This window comes from Thermorudis peleae, assembly GCF_000744775.1.
Lineage (GTDB): Bacteria > Chloroflexota > Chloroflexia > Thermomicrobiales > Thermomicrobiaceae > Thermorudis > Thermorudis peleae.
The window spans coordinates 1081601-1098329 of the sequence record NZ_JQMP01000003.1; the positions used below are offsets into that span (position 1 = coordinate 1081601).

At 55.6% G+C, this 16729-nt stretch carries 17 protein-coding genes and 1 tRNA gene; 6 read left to right on the forward strand and 12 right to left on the reverse strand.

All coding sequences use genetic code 11. The annotated features are described in order from the left end of the window. Window positions 1-13 precede the first annotated feature (13 nt). The gene (locus tag N675_RS07830; RefSeq protein WP_231577974.1) at window positions 14-937 is read left to right on the forward strand and encodes a type II secretion system F family protein; all 924 of its coding nucleotides are present in this window, start codon (window positions 14-16) and stop codon (window positions 935-937) included. Here N675_RS07830 and N675_RS07835 read toward each other — a convergent pair. Beyond that, window positions 934-3120, reverse strand: a complete 2187-nt coding sequence (locus N675_RS07835) for a copper resistance CopC/CopD family protein (RefSeq protein WP_038038853.1) — start codon at window positions 3118-3120, stop codon at window positions 934-936. The two genes, N675_RS07830 and N675_RS07835, sit on opposite strands and share 4 nt — an antisense overlap. A gap of 75 nt (window positions 3121-3195) precedes the next feature. Between N675_RS07835 and N675_RS07840 the strand changes: the two genes are divergently transcribed. Next, window positions 3196-3591 (forward strand): DUF192 domain-containing protein, encoded by a 396-nt coding sequence (locus tag N675_RS07840; RefSeq protein WP_051914465.1) that lies wholly within the window; start codon window positions 3196-3198, stop codon window positions 3589-3591. 22 nt (window positions 3592-3613) lie between these two features. Beyond that, on the forward strand, window positions 3614-4357 hold the full coding sequence (locus N675_RS07845) for a ComF family protein (RefSeq protein WP_277870642.1): 744 nt from the start codon (window positions 3614-3616) through the stop codon (window positions 4355-4357). Here the strand turns inward: N675_RS07845 and dxr are convergent. The 10 genes from dxr to N675_RS07895 form a co-directional block, all read right to left on the reverse strand. Continuing rightward, a complete protein-coding gene (gene dxr / locus N675_RS07850; RefSeq protein ID WP_038038855.1) occupies window positions 4330-5490 on the reverse strand; it encodes a 1-deoxy-D-xylulose-5-phosphate reductoisomerase in 1161 nt (386 codons plus the stop codon). The genes N675_RS07845 and dxr overlap by 28 nt on opposite strands. Before the next feature lie 5 nt (window positions 5491-5495). Continuing rightward, on the reverse strand, window positions 5496-6356 hold the full coding sequence (locus N675_RS07855; protein WP_038038856.1) for a phosphatidate cytidylyltransferase: 861 nt from the start codon (window positions 6354-6356) through the stop codon (window positions 5496-5498). Window positions 6357-6372: 16 nt separating this feature from the next. Continuing rightward, the gene (locus tag N675_RS07860) at window positions 6373-7182 is read right to left on the reverse strand and encodes an isoprenyl transferase (RefSeq protein ID WP_081886941.1); all 810 of its coding nucleotides are present in this window, start codon (window positions 7180-7182) and stop codon (window positions 6373-6375) included. Then, window positions 7163-7720, reverse strand: coding sequence for a ribosome recycling factor (frr, locus tag N675_RS07865; protein WP_038038857.1), 558 nt, complete (start codon window positions 7718-7720; stop codon window positions 7163-7165). The genes N675_RS07860 and frr overlap by 20 nt, the downstream gene beginning before the upstream one ends. Window positions 7721-7744: 24 nt before the next feature. Then, window positions 7745-8485, reverse strand: a complete 741-nt coding sequence (gene pyrH, locus N675_RS07870; RefSeq protein ID WP_038038859.1) for a UMP kinase — start codon at window positions 8483-8485, stop codon at window positions 7745-7747. A gap of 6 nt (window positions 8486-8491) precedes the next feature. Beyond that, window positions 8492-9025 (reverse strand): translation elongation factor Ts, encoded by a 534-nt coding sequence (locus N675_RS07875; RefSeq protein WP_051914589.1) that lies wholly within the window; start codon window positions 9023-9025, stop codon window positions 8492-8494. 120 nt (window positions 9026-9145) lie between these two features. Then, entirely contained in the window at window positions 9146-10021 is an 876-nt protein-coding gene (gene rpsB, locus N675_RS07880) for a 30S ribosomal protein S2 (protein ID WP_038038864.1), read from the reverse strand. Between the two features lie 169 nt (window positions 10022-10190). Further along, entirely contained in the window at window positions 10191-10841 is a 651-nt protein-coding gene (locus tag N675_RS13680) for an SH3 domain-containing protein (RefSeq protein WP_197066282.1), read from the reverse strand. A gap of 326 nt (window positions 10842-11167) precedes the next feature. Continuing rightward, window positions 11168-11695: a bactofilin family protein gene (locus tag N675_RS07890; RefSeq protein ID WP_051914471.1), complete on the reverse strand. Its 528-nt coding sequence runs from the start codon at window positions 11693-11695 to the stop codon at window positions 11168-11170. 33 nt (window positions 11696-11728) lie between these two features. Then, window positions 11729-12313, reverse strand: a complete 585-nt coding sequence (locus N675_RS07895) for a bactofilin family protein (protein ID WP_051914473.1) — start codon at window positions 12311-12313, stop codon at window positions 11729-11731. A gap of 196 nt (window positions 12314-12509) precedes the next feature. Here N675_RS07895 and N675_RS07900 point away from each other — a divergent pair, with 196 nt between their 5' ends. After that, on the forward strand, window positions 12510-12812 hold the full coding sequence (locus tag N675_RS07900) for a hypothetical protein (RefSeq protein WP_051914475.1): 303 nt from the start codon (window positions 12510-12512) through the stop codon (window positions 12810-12812). A 20-nt stretch (window positions 12813-12832) separates the two neighbouring features. Here the strand turns inward: N675_RS07900 and N675_RS07905 are convergent. Further along, window positions 12833-12905: transfer RNA gene (locus N675_RS07905), tRNA-Arg, on the reverse strand. 125 nt (window positions 12906-13030) lie between these two features. Between N675_RS07905 and N675_RS14335 the strand changes: the two genes are divergently transcribed. Together N675_RS14335 and rpoB are read left to right on the forward strand one after the other, a co-directional pair. Further along, window positions 13031-13189 carry a hypothetical protein gene (locus tag N675_RS14335; RefSeq protein ID WP_156100847.1) on the forward strand — a complete coding sequence of 53 codons (159 nt, stop codon included), beginning with the start codon at window positions 13031-13033 and terminating at the stop codon, window positions 13187-13189. Between the two features lie 38 nt (window positions 13190-13227). Next, window positions 13228-16695 (forward strand): DNA-directed RNA polymerase subunit beta, encoded by a 3468-nt coding sequence (gene rpoB, locus N675_RS07910; RefSeq protein ID WP_038038865.1) that lies wholly within the window; start codon window positions 13228-13230, stop codon window positions 16693-16695. The last annotated feature ends 34 nt before the right edge of the window (window positions 16696-16729 follow it).

Genomic DNA, 16729 nt, shown 5'->3' on the forward strand with positions numbered 1-16729 from the left:
AGGGAGCGTCACGATGACTCCAGCAATGCTAGCAATGCTGACAATTGTGCTCACGCTGATGGCGTTGCTGTTGATTGTGTTTGGGCTTCGAACGACGCGACGTCAGGTGATTATTGAGGAGCGGCTTGCCCAGTTCGGTTATCGTGTGCCAACTCTCGAAGAACTTGAGTTGCAACAGCCATTTCGGGATCGCGTTCTTCTGCCAGCGTTGGCGAGGATCTCGCACATTGTCCTGCGATTGACACCTCAAGCGAACTTGAAGCGTGTCGAGCAACGCCTCATGGAAGCAGGGGCGCCACCTTCCCTGACTGCGCCCGTCTTCATTGGTATCCGTGTCATTTTCGGTTTTGGTCTCGGCCTGCTGATGCTTCTGGTCGTGTTACCCGCTGATGCGTCGCCGTTGGCCAAACTCGTCCTGCCACTGTCGCTTGGGGCAATGGGCTTTGTCATACCGAACTTCTGGCTCAGCCGCCAGATTACTCGTCGGAAGCATGAAATTACACGAGCGCTCCCGGATGTCATTGATTTGCTCTCAATCAGCGTTGAGGCCGGGCTTGGGTTTGACCAGGCACTCTCGCGCGTTGTTGAGAAGTGGGATAATGCGCTCACGCGAGAACTTGGGCGTATGCTCTCAGAAATGCGCATGGGCGTTTCTCGGCGTCAGGCAATGCGTGACCTCGCTGCTCGACTCAACGTTGATGACTTGAATGTCTTTATTGCCTCGCTTCTGCAAGCAGATCAACTGGGTATTAGTATCTCGCAGGTCCTGCGTGTTCAGTCTCATCAGATGCGCTTGCGACGGCGGCAGCGTGCCCAGGAGCTTGCCCAGAAAGCTCCCATTAAAATGCTTTTCCCGATGATTTTCTTTATCTTCCCAGCAATCTACATTGTGATTCTTGGCCCAGCACTGCCGAAGATTGCCACAATCTTCCGTTAGCTTCCAGTCGGGGCCATAATGGGTGCCGTTGCCTCATTAAAATGGCTGTATTCTACAGTCATAAAGTGTGCAACTGCCATCATCTCATAGCGCAAAATCAGCCATGACTGACTATCGACCCACATACGATAGTAGGTATCGCTTGTTGGGTCAGCGAAAGAGAGAAGATAGCACAACGCTGAACCAGAACCACAGGGGGCGACGTCAAGCAGGCGAACTTGCTGCGCTTGCTGGGCGAAATGGTAATCGGGCCAGCGGAATGGTGTGTCTCCTGGCCATTGACTCGGTTGCCAGGGTTCTCCGGGTATACGATCATAACGCTGGTTACCGATAACGATGGTTTCATGCGGGGATTGATTGCTTGTTTCGACGATATACGCCATACGGTCAGGCGCTTGATAATGAATCGTGGTCGTAATGGTGGCGATGCCGTTACTGAGTGTTTGCACTTCTTGTAGGGTCTGAAGCTGGTTCATCGCCGCATCAGCACGTTCAAGGAGTGGTTTTGCGTCTGGAACCGGCAGCCGTAGCTGGAAGCGCGCACTTACTGGTGGTTGCCCGGGCTGTTCGATATGCACTGTCATAGTCCACATGCCGGCTTGCGGAACGACAAGGGTGCCACGGTAGGCTCCACTTACGTTTTCAAGTGTCACTGCGCTTGGTGGGGCTTGGATACTCGCTTGCTCCGGCTGACTGATGAGATTGACGGTGGCGTTGCGCACTGACCCACCGTGGTTGTCGCGGAGCGTAATTGTCACCTCGTTTGGGCCAGGCTGAGCGGGACGAAGCTGCAGAATTGCGAGGTACGTTCCTGCTTGCTCAGCCAAAACCAAAGCGTCTTGTTGGGTACTATCAGCAGGCTGGCTCTTTGATATGACTGAACGAGCTGGCGGCAGAGCCGTCAGAATGCCAATAGTGATGAGGAGGAGCAGCGTAATGCTCATCTCACCACGCAGTATGCGCCACGTCGATTGTTGTGCCTGAGCAAAAGACACGCGCTGCCAGCTGTGGCGCATATTGAGGGCACCGAATGCAGAAAGGATGAGAATAAGTGCACCCTTGAGAAGGAGTATCCGGCCATAGCTCGTCGTGACGAGATCCGATGGTTGGCCAACATTAACCCAGAGCTGATAGGCGCCAGATATCAAGGTGACATAAAGTGCAGCTAGGGCAATGATGCCAAACCGCTGAAAAAGTGGTTGCAGTGGCGGGAAGGGGAGTGCATCATGGCGAGCAGCGTTCCAGAGCAGGCCAAGCGTTATAATGCCGCCAAGCCAGAGCGCAGCTGCTGCAAGATGAACGAAATCGACGATAATCGAAACGACAACTGGCGCAGTGGCGCTTGCATGGCTGCTTAGGCTATTGCCGAGGCAAAGAAGGCAGCTTAATCCGAGTAAGCTGCCTGTCGCGACCGAGGAAGATTTTCGAACTAACCAGACTGCGAGGGCGTAGCCGGCGACGAAGAGTAACCCTTGGCTAAACCAAGCAAGGCCGGCAAGACCTCCGAGAATGGTCGAGAGGTTTTGCGGATCAGCAAGTGCCTGCAGATCGCCAAAAAGTCCAAGAGCTTGACCGCTAATCCAGAGCAAAACGGCGAAAATTCCTATAAGTGAGCCACGTCGGGATTGTGTCAACAGACGCTGGTACAAGGTGGAGAATGCCTTCATTTCGTTTTTTGCAAGCGAGATGAGTAGTGCACTACCGGTGATCACGCTGATTGCGAGCAGGCGAAGCCAGCGGGCAATCGCATCGATTGGTACTGTTGATTGGGGAGCCGTCAGGGTGGTCGGGGCAGCTGTCACAAGACCAACACTAAACTGATAGGAGCCGGTCACAAGGTGTGAATCTGCCGAGATAACACGCCACGTGACACGATAGGTCCCTTGCTTATGCGCATCGATCATCACCCAAATATGCGTAGGATCGGCTGTATCCTGTTGAGGGGCGCTACGCGCATAGTTGTGGCCGTCGGGACCAAGAACATGGAGACTTTGCGCGCTGATGCGGACCGGTTCTGAAAACCAGAGATCAATGCGGGTCGGTGGTTGGGAGAGGACTTGATCAACCGCTGGCTCTGCACGAACTAACACTGCATGTGCTGATACGAGATGAAGGGCGAGTAACCAGTATGTCCAACCGAGCAAGAGACTTTGGCAGAAACGCCGTTTCCAGGAACTGCGCACAGACGTCGTGCTCCTCTCTCACCATATCCCGTCGTCAATCCTAGCGATCAAGACTGATACGTGCTGGGGAAGGAAATGATTGGTAACACAACTGCAACAGCGCAGTGGCCAGCCGTTGTGACGTTGCTGAATGAAACGCGTGGCATGGTCATTGCCGATCGGGTCTACCTTGCACGCTCTCTCTGGGCACGTTTCCGCGGGCTCATGGGACGAGCACGCCTTGACGATCAGGAAGGGCTGCTCATCGATCCCTGTTCTGCTATTCATACGCTTTGGATGCGCTTCCCGATTGATGTGCTCTATGTCGGCGGTGATCATGTCGTGCGCCATATTGACCATGGACTCCGACCATGGAGAATCGGTGCGCTCCGAACTGGGGCGGCATATGTTGTCGAGTTGAATGCTGGCGTCGCGGAACGTGCTGGGGTGCGTGTCGGGGATCGATTAGGCTGGCGTTGGCCGACCACGTAATGGGGGCAGCGTGCTTGTTCATGTGCAACGATTTCTCTCCTTTCTCGAAGACCTTGTTTTTCCCTTCTCTTGCCTTGGTTGTGGACGCACCGGGAGCATCCTTTGTGCTGATTGTGCTCGTGCCTGGTCGCTGGAAGGACAGCCGCAGTGTCACCGATGTGGCACGCCAACTCCGATGCCGCAATCCCAGTGCTGGCGTTGCCAGAATTGGCCACCGGTGCTTGTTACTGTGCGGGCACCGTTCCGTTTTGACGGGCCAGTTCGCCAGGCAATTCATCAGCTGAAATATCGTGGTGTCCGGGGCGCTGCACCCCAGCTCGGCCGGTATTTAGCTGCGTATGCCGCAACAGAATTGTCGTCAATACGTGGCCAGACTTCTTGGGCGGTTGTCCCGATTCCGCTTCATCCAACTCGCCAACGGGAACGCGGTTTTAATCAAGCAGCCTTGCTAGCCAAACCCGTGGCTGACGCTCTCGGCATACCGGTAATACACGGGCTCGTTCGCCAGCAGGCAACGCGCCCGCAGGTTGGGCAGTCCTACGCTGCGCGGCAACGAAACGTTGCGGGTGCGTTCGCATGGCGGCAGGGGAAGCAGATGCCGTCGGCGGTTATCCTTGTTGATGATGTAGTCACCACAGGCGCTACGATGGTCGCTGCGTGTGAGGTGCTCCAAGCAGGTGGGGTGCAGACCGTTGTTGGGCTCGCGCTTGCTCGCCATCTCCTCGCTGGCAATATGCCTCATCGCGAAGATGCAAATCGGGTCTGAATGAGGTGCTGCGCTGTTTCGCGCGCCCATAGGTCGGCTTCGTGAATGTGCTCGAGGCTGAGTGGTCCTGGTGATGGCGTATGGCGCGCGAGAACGTCTGCAACCAGCGGAACGATGTCGCAGAAACGGAGACGTCCTTGAAGAAAAGCGGAGACAGCGACTTCGTCTGCACTGCTGAGTACTGTTGGGAACGTTGTACCTCGTTTGCCTGCTTCGCGTGCTAATTCGAGGGCTGGAAAACGTCCTGGATCTGGCGCGTAGAACTCAAGGTGATACTGTTGCGACCAGTCGAGTCGTCCATATGGTGAAGGAAGACGCTCAGGATACGTCAGCGCATACTGAATCGGTAGTCGCATATCAGGGGTAGCAAGTTGGGCGATCGTTGATCCGTCATAGAGGCGGACGAGCGCGTGAACAACGCTTTGTGGATGAATGATAACGTCGAGTTGTTCAAATGGTAAGGAAAAAAGCCAGTGTGCTTCAATGAGTTCAAGCCCTTTGTTCATCAGGGTTGCTGAATCAACCGTAACCTTCGCCCCCATTTTCCAGGTTGGATGCGCAAGGGCTTGTTCGACTGTGACATACGCCAGCTGATCCAGAGGCAGTGTCCGGAATGGCCCGCCGGAAGCGGTGAGAAAAGCACAGTCGAGTTCTTCACGACTACGGAGTAGTGCGAGGCATTGCCAGAGTGCGCTGTGCTCACTATCAATTGGTCGAATAAGGACGTTATGCTCCGCTGCTGCTTGCATGATGAGCTCGCCGGCGCAGACAATCGTTTCCTTATTTGCCAAGGCAATAGCTTTGCCGGCCTGAATTGCAGCGAGCGTGGGACGAATTGCTGCGTGGCCAGCCGTCGCGATAACGACGAGATCGATGTCCGGCGCTGTTGCAAGGGTAAGGAGCCCTTCTTCGCCGGCAAGGACGATGGGCGCGTGAATAGCTGCCCGGTCTTCTGGTCGCTCAACTGAGACATAACGTGGACTGAATCGAGCAACTTGTTCTTGTAAGAGGGGCAAGTTGCGTCCGGCGGCAAGGCCAACCACGCAGAAGCGTTCACCAAGTGCCTCAATGACTTCTAACGTTTGCCGGCCGATTGAGCCAGTCGAGCCAAGGATCGCGACTCGTTGTGTCATCAACTCTATCTCCCTGTTGCCCACCATGCAATGGCGAGTGCTACGGGAAAGGTAAAAAGCAATGCGTCGATCCGGTCGAGAATACCGCCATGTCCCGGAAGAATCGTTCCCATATCTTTTACGCCAAGTGCTCGCTTGAGGAGTGATTCAGCAAGGTCACCGAGTTGGCCAATAACACTTAAGACCATACTGCTCGCGAAAGCCATTGGCCAAGCTAAGGGCAGTGCAGTTACTGTTGCAACGATCCAGCCGGTTAGACTGCCGCAGACTGTGCCACTAACAGCGCCTGCCCACGTTTTCCCTGGACTCAGTCGTGGGGCAAGCTTCGGCCCACCAAGAATTGAACCGCCAATGTAGGCGCCAACGTCAGTAAGCCATGTGACGGCAATTGCCCAGGTTAACCATGCTAAGCCAGGAGCGCTTGTGGCATCACCAATCCAGCCAGCGATGCGATAAATCCAGGGAGCAATAGCCCCTTCGCTTGTCGCACGTAAAGCCAGAGCAGCACCAAGAGGTAGCGCAAGGTAAAGTGTGCACATCGTCGTCGCAGTCGCTCGCTGGATTGCGTGGACAGTATCTTCACGGAAGCTTACGATCATCGGAAGCATCACGGTCAAACTCAATCCAAGCAGCAAGAGTGCAGTATCTGGAACCTGCCAGATGATGAGCATTAAGGCAAGGAGCAGCACACTTGCAAGACTCCGAAACGGGGCGAGGTCGTACGCTGCAAGGGCACGGTGAAGTTCGCGCAGTGCTCCCCAACCGATGAGGGTCAGCAAGAGTGTAAGAACCCAACTCCCTGCAAGCACACCGATGACCGTGATGGCGAGAATGCCGAGTGCACTGATAAAGCGTTGAAGAAGCATCGGCCGACATACGCGCTCATGGTACTTCAGGAGGCTGAATTGGCTCCAGCCCCCCGAAACGACGCTCGCGTTGCTGATAGTCTCGGACGGCTTGCTCAAGTTCATCGGGGGTGAAATCAGGCCAGAGGGTGGGGGTGAAATAGTACTCGGCATAGGCTGCCTGCCAGAGCAGGAAGTTACTGGTTCGCAATTCGCCGGAGGTGCGAATAATTAAATCGGGATCAGGCATATCAGCAGTATACAGATAGCGGCTAACAAGTTCCTCGGTCACCTCATGGGGATGAACGCCATCTGCAATCATGCGACGGATAGCATGAACAAGCTCAGCACGACCACCGTAGTTGAAGGCGATGGTCAGAATGATGCGCCGATTGTGTCGTGTGAGTTCGATCGCGTCGCGAATTTGCTGCTGGAGCTCAGGAGTAAGCCCTTCAAGGCTGCCGATGTGTCGTAGTTGAGCTCCTTGGCGATGGAGTTCGGGAGTCTCGCGCACAATTGCGTCACTGAGAATTTGCATGAGCCCCTCGACCTCTTCGCGAGGCCGGCGCCAGTTCTCCGTTGAGAATGCCCAGAGCGTCAAGTAGAGAATGCCAAGCTCTGCTGCTTTTTCGGTAATCCGACGGATGTTCTCGGTACCAGCCTGATGTCCAGCAATGCGCGGCAATCCTCGGCGCGTTGCCCAGCGCCCGTTACCGTCCATGATAATGGCAACATGGCGAGGAACTCCACGCCGAGGAGGCGTAAGCGGCTGCAACTGTGGCGCATTGTTGGGATGCGAATGCGCCGCATCCAGGAGTGAGGTGCTCCTAGACTTCGAGAATGTCATGTTCTTTCTGCTTCCCGAGTTTCTCCGCCTCGTTGATATACCGATCTGTTAATTGCTGAAGCCGCTCTTCCGCTCTCCGCTCTTCGTCTTCGCTAATCTCTTTGTTTTTCTGCATGGTCTTAATATGCGTCAGCGCATCTCGGCGAATGTTACGAATGGCGACTTTGGCTTCCTCAACATGCTCTTTCACCAGTTTTACCAGCGTTCGGCGGCGTTCTTCAGTGAGTGGTGGAAGAGCAATCCGCAAAATTTGACCATCAACGGCGGGATTCAGGCCGAGTTCCGAACTTCGCAATGCCTTATCGATGGCACTTACGGCATTACGATCCCATGGTTGCACAACAAGCATGCGTGGTTCGGGGGCCGTAATGGTAGCCAGTTGGTTCAGGGGTGTCGGCGTGCCGTAGTAATTGACTTCGATGTGCTCAATCAGTGCAGGCGATGCCCGACCAGCCCGGATGCCGGCAAGTTCTTGTCGAAGAATATCCAGGCTCTTCTTCATTCGCTGTTCGGCGTCTTTGAAGATGTCCTCTAGCATCGCCGTTCCTCCTCGCGCCTGGAACTAGCGCACTAACGTCCCAACCTCGTAGCCTAGCGCCGCTTTTTCAATGTTACCTGGCTTCAGGACGTCGAAGACAATGATCGGCAAGCCGTTTTCTCGGCAGAGTGCAAGTGCGGACTGATCCATAACGCGTAGGTTGCGCTCGATCGCTTCCTGGTGTGAGATGACATGGAAGCGCCGAGCTTGTGGGTTGCGTTTCGGGTCATCGTCATACACACCGTCGATATTGTTCTTGCCCATAAGCAGCACTTGTGCGCCAAGTTCAATCGCGCGCAAGGCTGCTGCCGTATCAGTCGTAAAGTATGGATTGCCCGTACCACCAGCGAGGATGACAATGCGGCCTTTTTCCATATGGCGAATTGCACGGCGGCGGATGTACGGTTCAGCAACCTGATGCATTTCAATAGCGGTTTGCACGCGCGTGACAATGCCAAGATGTTCAAGAGCGTCCTGCAGAGCAAGCGCGTTAATAATCGTGGCCAACATCCCCATATAATCGGCGGTGGCACGGTCCATCCCCCGTGTACTGGCTGCTATACCACGCCAGATATTGCCACCGCCGACGACAATAGCGAGCTGAATCCCACGAGCGGCGACCCGAGCGATCTCACGGGCGAGCGCTTGGACAACATCTGGATCAATGCCATAGCCTGCTTGACCCATCAGCGCTTCGCCGGAGAGCTTGAGGAGAATGCGGTCGTAGATACGCGCTGGCGCCGTTTTGCGCTCGCTCTCCCACATGGCTACCTAGGCACCGGTCTCATCAACACCAAGTTCGAACCGAGCAAAGCGACGAACCCGGATATTCTCGCCGAATCGTGCAATTGCTTCTTTGATCAGTTCACCAATCGTCTTTGAGGGGTCCTTAATAAATGGCTGAGCAAGCAGGGCAACGCGAGACACATATGCTTCTTCACTGCCGGCTTCTTCAGCCCCGCGCGCTCGTTCTTCTGCCGGAACCTCGTCCGGAGAAACATAGCGTGGCGATGTCGCAGCGACTTGCATCGCAAGATCGTGAGCAAGCTGGCGAAATTCCTCCGTGCGTGCGACAAAGTCAGTTTCACAGTTCAGTTCGATCAGCGCACCAATACGTCCACCACCGTGAATATACGCATCAATAACACCTTGTGCTGTGGCTCGCCCCGCCTTCTTCTCGGCACGGAGGAGTCCTTGTTGGCGCAGGATCGCTGCTGCACGCTCCATATCGCCGCCGCTTTCTTCGAGCGCGCGTTTGGCGTCCATAATCCCTGCACCAGTTCGATCGCGGAGCGCCTTGATCATCTCGGTCGTAATAGTTGCCACTGGTTCCCCCTTCGTTCTACTGTAACCTCACGGCTCCTTGGGCACAAGCTGGCCGGCAGTTGTCTGCCGGCCAATACTGCTGCCAGAAGAACGCCTGCCTTAGTACTTGTGCTTGGGTAGCCGAGCTTCGAGTGAACCCTCTTCTTCTTCGAGCATTTCCTCCTCGAGTTCTTCCTGCATCTCCAGATACTGTTCGGGATAGAGCTCTTCATATGATGCAGCCACAGTCTCTTCAGCCGGAACAGCCTCTTCGCCAAGTGCCGTTTCGTACTGCGTCCGTCCGGCAATGATTGCGTCAGCGATGCGACTCGTGATGAGGCGAATTGAGCGAATCGCATCGTCGTTTGCGGGAATGACGAAGTCAATGACGTCTGGATCGCAATTTGTATCAACCATGGCTATCGTTGGGATACGCAATCGCTGTGCTTCAGCGACAGCAATTGCCTCACGCTTCGGGTCAACAATGTAGAGCGCATCTGGCAGGCGGTTCAGCCCGCGCAAGCCGCTTAGTGTCCGTTCAAGTTTCGATAGTTCGCGAAGCTTTCGCATTTGCTCTTTTTTGGGAAGGGCGCTGAAGTTTGGCCCTGCCACTTCCTGCTCAAGTTGGGTGAAGTAGCGAAGCCGCTGGCGAATCGTGACGAAGTTCGTGAGGGTTCCCCCCAGCCAGCGTTCGGTAACCCAGAACATACCACAGCGCTCAGCTTCAGCTTTTATGACATCCTGGGCTTGGCGCTTGGTGCCAACAAAGAGGAATAGGCCACCGCGAGCGGCGAGATCGCGTGCAAATGCCTCCGCCTCGCTCAGGAGTTTCACCGTTTGCCGAAGGTCAATGATGTGAATACCATGGCGCTCGCCGAAGATGTACGGCTTCATCTTCGGGTTCCAGCGCTTGGTCTGGTGACCAAAGTGCACTCCAGCTTCGAGGAGTGCTTTCAGTGGGAGTTGTTCAGTTGAGTGCTCTGCGACGGACACCATCGCGTACCCCTTCCATTCTGGTGTTACACACCCGCGCCTTTCGTCCCGTGCGTCCACCGTCAACAAGACGGCACACCCCGCACAGTCCAGGCACGTGTAGCATTCTGTCCCGGCTGCGCCGGTTTATCTGCAGTATACACGATGCTCAACAGGATGCTGCGATAACGCTCTAGCTTGCTGGCTTCAAATAGTCTCCCACAACATACCCGGAATCGCCACTGTCCGTTTTGACAGGCCACCAAACGTGACCATCAGCATTGACCGAGTTACCAACTACGGTGAGTTTCGTTCCTTCGGGCAAGGTCTTCACCACTTCACCCGATGTACTTGGCGCAGCTCGCAAGTTTACACCGCTGCCGCCAGTATTCGCGACAACGACCTTGGAGCCATTCTGAATTCCCTGTGCTGCCCCAGTTGCTTGTGTTGCTTGTGCGGTTCCCGTTGGTACTGCCGTCGTCAATGGAATAGGCGTTGTAGCTTTGGCGGGCGTTGCCGTTGAACCAGTAATGACGGCTGGTACAGCAGTCGTGGTGGACACTGGCGGCGTGACTTTGGCTAGATTGTCATTCCTGCCTAACAGACTGTTAAGCCAAAACCAAGCAAGCGCGAGCATCAAGATGACGCCGAGGACTGGGAGCGCGATGCGCAAGTAGTCAGGCCAATAGCGCTCTTCCGTCCGGTAGGTGTACTGCTGCTCCATGCCAAATGGATGACCGCCGCTCGTCTGGCGACTCCGGAACGGCGGTGGAGCACCATATTCGCCGTACTCCTCATCTTCAGGTTCGGGTGGAGTGCCAGGGTTTGTGTGTTGCTGGTCCATTCTGCCTCCTTCACTCTGCCGGAATCGTGTCGCCTCTTGTTCCCTTTCTGGCGACCCAAGTGCACTACGTAGCGCGATGCTCGGATCGAGATCGCGCGGGAGATCCTCAGCTGGTTCCCAGTAGTTCCCCATGCCGCGATCGCAATCCAAGTCATCTTCGTTGACCAGATGGCTTTGGTGTGGCGCATAGAGGAGCGGATGTCGGCACCACCCTTTCCGCCAGATTGGTGCGGGTTCATAGTACTTGCATGTGCCACACTTGCGCTCAATCATTGGCCGAAACCGCTATTGAACGTGCAGCGCACCACGCCTCACCATGAGTGATGTTACACACTCCGTCGGTCTTTTAGGAGATTCGTCTCATTGGCATGGAGGGGAGTGTCTTCAAGTGAGGGCAACCGTGTTGTCCCCTCGTTTGGTAGCGGGCGCGCGTTGCGGCTACCTGTGCTGCGCTGTGCCTGCGTATTGGGAAGTGCTGCGCCTGCCCCAGTGTCCATGTGAATCTCGCCCTCGCACCGACCTCCTTCTTGAATCACCAGAAGTTGGGTCGTGATGGTGCCGTTCACTCGTCCGGTGTTCAGGATGGAAAGTTTGCCGCGGCAGCTGATTGTGCCACGTAACGTGCCTGCAACTGTGATGTGGGTAGCCTCAATCGTCGCCTCGACGGTTGCCCCTTCTGCAATATGCACCGCGCCCTCGGAGCGCAGTGTGCCGCGGAGTTCTCCTTCGATACGAATATCGCGTGACGTTGTTAATGTCCCTTCAATAACGGTATAGCGGTCGACTAAACTTAGACTTTCCGGCATTGTGTTCTCGCGTGTGCTGCGGAGTGGAAGGTTTTGCTCGTATGCCATTTGGCCGCCTCCTTGCTTCTGCTGCCGCTTGGCCTATCCTTTCCGCCCTTCGTCGTCCATTCGCAACTGGCCACTGAGCTTTGCTCCTTCATGGACAACGAGCGAAGGAGCTTTGACATCGCCGATGACCTCACCTTGCGGGAAGATCTCCAAGCGGTTTCGTGCCTCAACCTTGCCGCGCACCTGACCGTGAATCAGGACATTGTGAGCGAAGATTTGTGCTTCAACACGAGCTCCTTCAGCAATGGTTACGTCTCCTGCTGAATGGACTTCTCCCTGCAGTTGTCCATGGATAGCGACAGCGCCGTCGCTGCGTAACACGCCCTCCCACTGCGCATTGGCAGCGAGCAAGGTGGTGTTGGCATCGACGGATGGTGCTGGAGCAGGTTGGGCGGATTGGGAGGTGCGAATCCGTGGCTCGGTTTCCATTGGCATCGTCCAACTCGGGGCGACCCGACTCTCGCGGGCCTCAGGAAGTGTCGGCTCACTTGGGAGAACTGCCCGCTCGATTTCCTCTGACTCCCGCTCGGCAGTACCTTGCTCTGTGGTCTGCCGGAAGTTGCCAACTGATCGTTGAAAGCCTTCTCCTCGGCTTTGTTGTTCGCGGCGGAAGATCATTGCATTACCCTCCTTCTCAGTTGTCGCCTTTTGTCTCGCAACCTGGTCCGCTGCCCACCTGGCCTGCGATTGTACTGCCGTGCTTGTCATCGTGCTGTGAACAGCCTCAGTATAACAGGTCAAGGCAGGCAGGTTGTACGTACAGATTGAGGCTAGTGCGCTCTTGTGTAAGGCCTCTTTGAGGTACACTTCAGCTATGAGTAATGATGAGCGGACGTGGCGACAAGTAATCCTTTGGTTTGGCGGAGGGCTTGTTGCCTTCAAGCTTTGGACGCTCTTTGTCATCTTCTATTTTGCCGTTGGCTGGCGAACAGCGCTCTTCTTGGTTGCCAGCCATGTGTTATGGATTGTGGTCCTCGGTGTTGCGCTTGCTGGTCCAGCAGTCTTTTGGATGCGATTAGTGCGTGTCCGCGCAAAGCGCAAACGGCTCATTGCGCAGGAGTGGAACGCTGGGCCGTCGCCATCTGAAGCATCGGGGCAGGTCAAGCAGCGGAAATGAACCATCGAGCACGAAAAAAGTGCGCCCGGCAGGACTCGAACCTGCGGCCTTTTGCTCCGGAGGCAAACGCTCTATCCACTGAGCTACGGGCGCGTTTTCTATATTCGACTATAGCATACCAGGCGGGCTAATACAATACTGCTCGCGCTGTGGGTTGTGCTTGACACCGAGGTTGTGCTGTGCTATAGTGGTTAGTTGCTGAAAGGTGGCGCTCGCGCATGGAGTGTCTGCGACGAGTGCGACGAGGGTTGACAATTGCCGGAAGTGCAGATGGACTGACCAATGCCTTCCGGCTCTTCGTGTTCCATGCATTGGCAATTCCGCCGTTATGGGGGCGGCGGAGCATCCTCACGGGTGGCGCAGGGCTATCCCACTGACTTGCTGTCTGTTCCGCAGCAGTTCAAAGGAGTGATCCATGGCAACAGTCGTAAGTGGTGAACGTGTCTCTCGGCAAGTTCGTTCCAACTTGGGTGTGGATCGTGTTTCATTCTCCCGCATTCCCACAGTGTTGGAGATGCCGAACTTAATCGAATTGCAGCTCCGGTCCTTCGAGTGGTTCAAGACAGAGGGGCTGCGCGAACTGCTTGAAGAGATTTCTCCGATTATCGACTACAATGGCAAGATGGAGCTGCATTTCTTACGCCACTGGTTTGAGGAGCCACGCTACTCGGTGGAACTCTGCCGAGAGCGTGATATGACCTATGCCGCGCCGCTGTATTTCCGTGTTCGACTTGTCATTCGCGATACCGGGGAAGTGAAAGAAAGCGACGTGTATGTCGATGACTTCCCGATGATGACTGAAACCGGTACCTTCGTGATTAACGGCGCTGAGCGTGTTGTTGTCTCGCAGTTGGTTCGCTCGCCGGGTGCCTATTTTGAATTGGTGACGGATCCGACAACTGGACGTCAGCTTGCGACGGCCAAGCTTATTCCGAGCCGTGGCGCCTGGCTGGAGTTTGAGACGTCAAATCGCGATGTGCTGTTTGTCAAGGTCGATCGCAAGCGCAAGCTACCAGTGACCGTGTTGCTCCGTGCTGTTGGTTATGGCTCGACCGACGAAATTCTCGAGCTCTTTGCCGATGTTGACGTCGATCCTGACCATCGCTATATCACCGCCACACTCGAACGTGATCGCACGAGTTCGGTCGAAGAGGCACAAATGGAGCTCTATCGCTCCTTGCGTCCTGGTGATCCACCGAACCGGGAGAATGCGGCAAATCTCGTTGAGCGGCTCTTCTTCAATCCGCGGACATACGATCTTGCGAAGGTTGGGCGATATAAGCTCAACAAGCGACTCAAGCTTGCGGTTGATCCGAGTATCCGTATCTTGACCAAAGAAGATCTCGCTGCGCTTGTTCGGACGCTGATCCTTGTCAACCGTGGCCTTGACCATGCTGATGATATTGACCATCTCGGGAATCGGCGTGTGCGTACGGTTGGCGAGCTTATCCAGATGCACCTGCGGACTGGGTTGCAGCGGCTCGAACGCGGGATTCGCGAGCGGATGACCATTCAGGATATCGAGACCGTCACGCCCACTGGTCTCATTAGCAGCACGCGTCCCGTCCGTGCGGCCATCCGCGAGTTCTTCGCTGGTAGCCAGCTCTCGCAGTTCATGGACCAGACGAATCCGCTGGCAGAATTGACCCATAAGCGTCGTCTTTCAGCGCTTGGTCCTGGTGGATTGAATCGTGAGCGAGCTGGTTTCGATGTTCGCGACGTCCATGACTCGCACTATGGTCGGATCTGTCCAATCGAGACACCAGAAGGACCAAACATCGGCCTGATCGGTTCGCTGGCAACCTATGCGCGGATCAATGAGTATGGCTTTATCACAACCCCCTATCGTCGAGTCTATCGCTCGCTGCGGTTACCAGACCAGCAGTCGCTCTTAGTTGGCCAAATTACGCGTGTTGATGTGATCGATCCGCAATCAGGTGCCGTGTTGGCACCGAAGGGAACAACGGTTGATGAGTCCCTTGCGCAGCGCATTGCTGCCGCAGGTATCACGGACGTTCCTGTTGTGCCGTTCGTCAGTGACGAAGTCGATTATCTGACTGCTGATCAGGAAGAGCATTTCACAATTGCGCAGGCGAACACGCCCCTTGATGAGGGCGCACGCTTTGTCCAGTCGCGAATCGAGGCTCGCCGTGCTGGTCAGTTCGTGCTTGGCACGCCTGAGCAGATTGACTACATGGACGTGTCGCCGAAGCAGGTGGTCTCAGTCGCCGCATCGCTAATTCCCTTCCTTGAGCACGACGATGCAAACCGTGCCTTGATGGGCGCGAACATGCAACGCCAGGCCGTGCCGCTGCTGCGTCCACGCGCGCCAATCGTTGGCACGGGTGTTGAATATCAAGCTGCTCGCGACTCTGGCCAGGTTGTTGTGGCCGAGAAGGATGGTGTTGTCACGTCTGTGACGAGCCAGCGCATTATCATTCGGGAAGATGATGGTACAGAGCGTGAGTATCGTCTGCGCAAGTTCGTCCGCTCGAACCAGGACACCTGCATCAACCAGCGTCCAATTGTGCAAAAGGGGCAGCGTGTCAAGGCTGGTGACGTGATCGCCGATAGCTCAAGTACCGAGCGCGGTGAGCTTGCCCTTGGTCAAAATGTCCTCGTCGCCTTCATGTCATGGGAAGGCGGCAACTTTGAGGACGCGATTCTCATTAGCGAGCGTCTTGTCCGTGACGACATCTACACATCGATCCATATTGAGAAATATGAAGTCGAAGCGCGGGATACCAAACTTGGGCCCGAAGAGATTACCCGCGATATCCCGAACGTAGGTGAGGATGCTCTCCGCGACCTCGATGCTGATGGCATCATTCGGATCGGCGCTGAAGTGCGGCCAAATGACATCCTGGTTGGCAAGGTGACGCCGCGAGGTGAAACTGAATTGTCGGCAGAGGAGCGATTGCTCCGTGCCATCTTCGGTGAGAAGTCGCGCGAGGTGAAGGACACGAGCTTGCGTGTCCCGCACGGTGTGTACGGCAAAGTCATCGATGTGAAGCGCTTCCGCCGTGATGATGACACTGAGCATGAATTGCCGACCGGCGTCAATGAAATGGTTCGGGTGCTCATTGCCCAAAAGCGCAAGATCTCTGAAGGCGACAAGATGGCCGGTCGCCATGGCAATAAGGGGGTTGTCTCGCGGATTGTTCCTATTGAAGACATGCCGTATCTCCCGGACGGCACGCCAGTTGATATCATCTTGAACCCGATCGGTGTGCCATCGCGGATGAACCTTGGTCAAATTCTCGAGACGCATCTAGGGTGGGCTGCGCACGAGCTGGGCATTCGCGTCGCGAGCCCGGTCTTCGACGGCGCAAAGGAAGACGAAGTCCGGGAATTGCTTCGGCAGGCTGGCTTGCCTGAAGATGGCAAGGTTGAGCTCTACGATGGCCGAACAGGCGAGAAATTTGACCGTCCTGTAACGGTCGGTGTGATTTACATGATGAAACTCGTCCACCTTGTTGAGGATAAGATCCACGCGCGCTCAACAGGGCCGTACTCGCTGGTTACCCAGCAGCCACTTGGTGGGAAGGCACAGTTCGGTGGCCAGCGGTTCGGTGAGATGGAAGTATGGGCGCTAGAGGCCTATGGCGCGGCTCACACCTTGCAGGAAATGCTCACGGTCAAGTCTGACGATGTTGTTGGTCGTGTGAAGACTTACGAGGCCATCGTCAAAGGTGAGCCGATTGTCGAGGCTGGTGTTCCAGAATCCTTCAAGGTATTGGTGAAAGAGTTGCGCAGCCTCGGCCTCTCGGTCGAAGTCCTTAATGAGGACGAAGAGCCGGTCGAGTTCTCTGAAGACGGTGGCCGTGAACGGGGTGCTTCCCTCGGCATCAATTTGAGTGGCTTTGAGCGCACCGAGGACTAAGAGCGAGCGGGCAGGCAAAGGTTGAGGTGAGGGA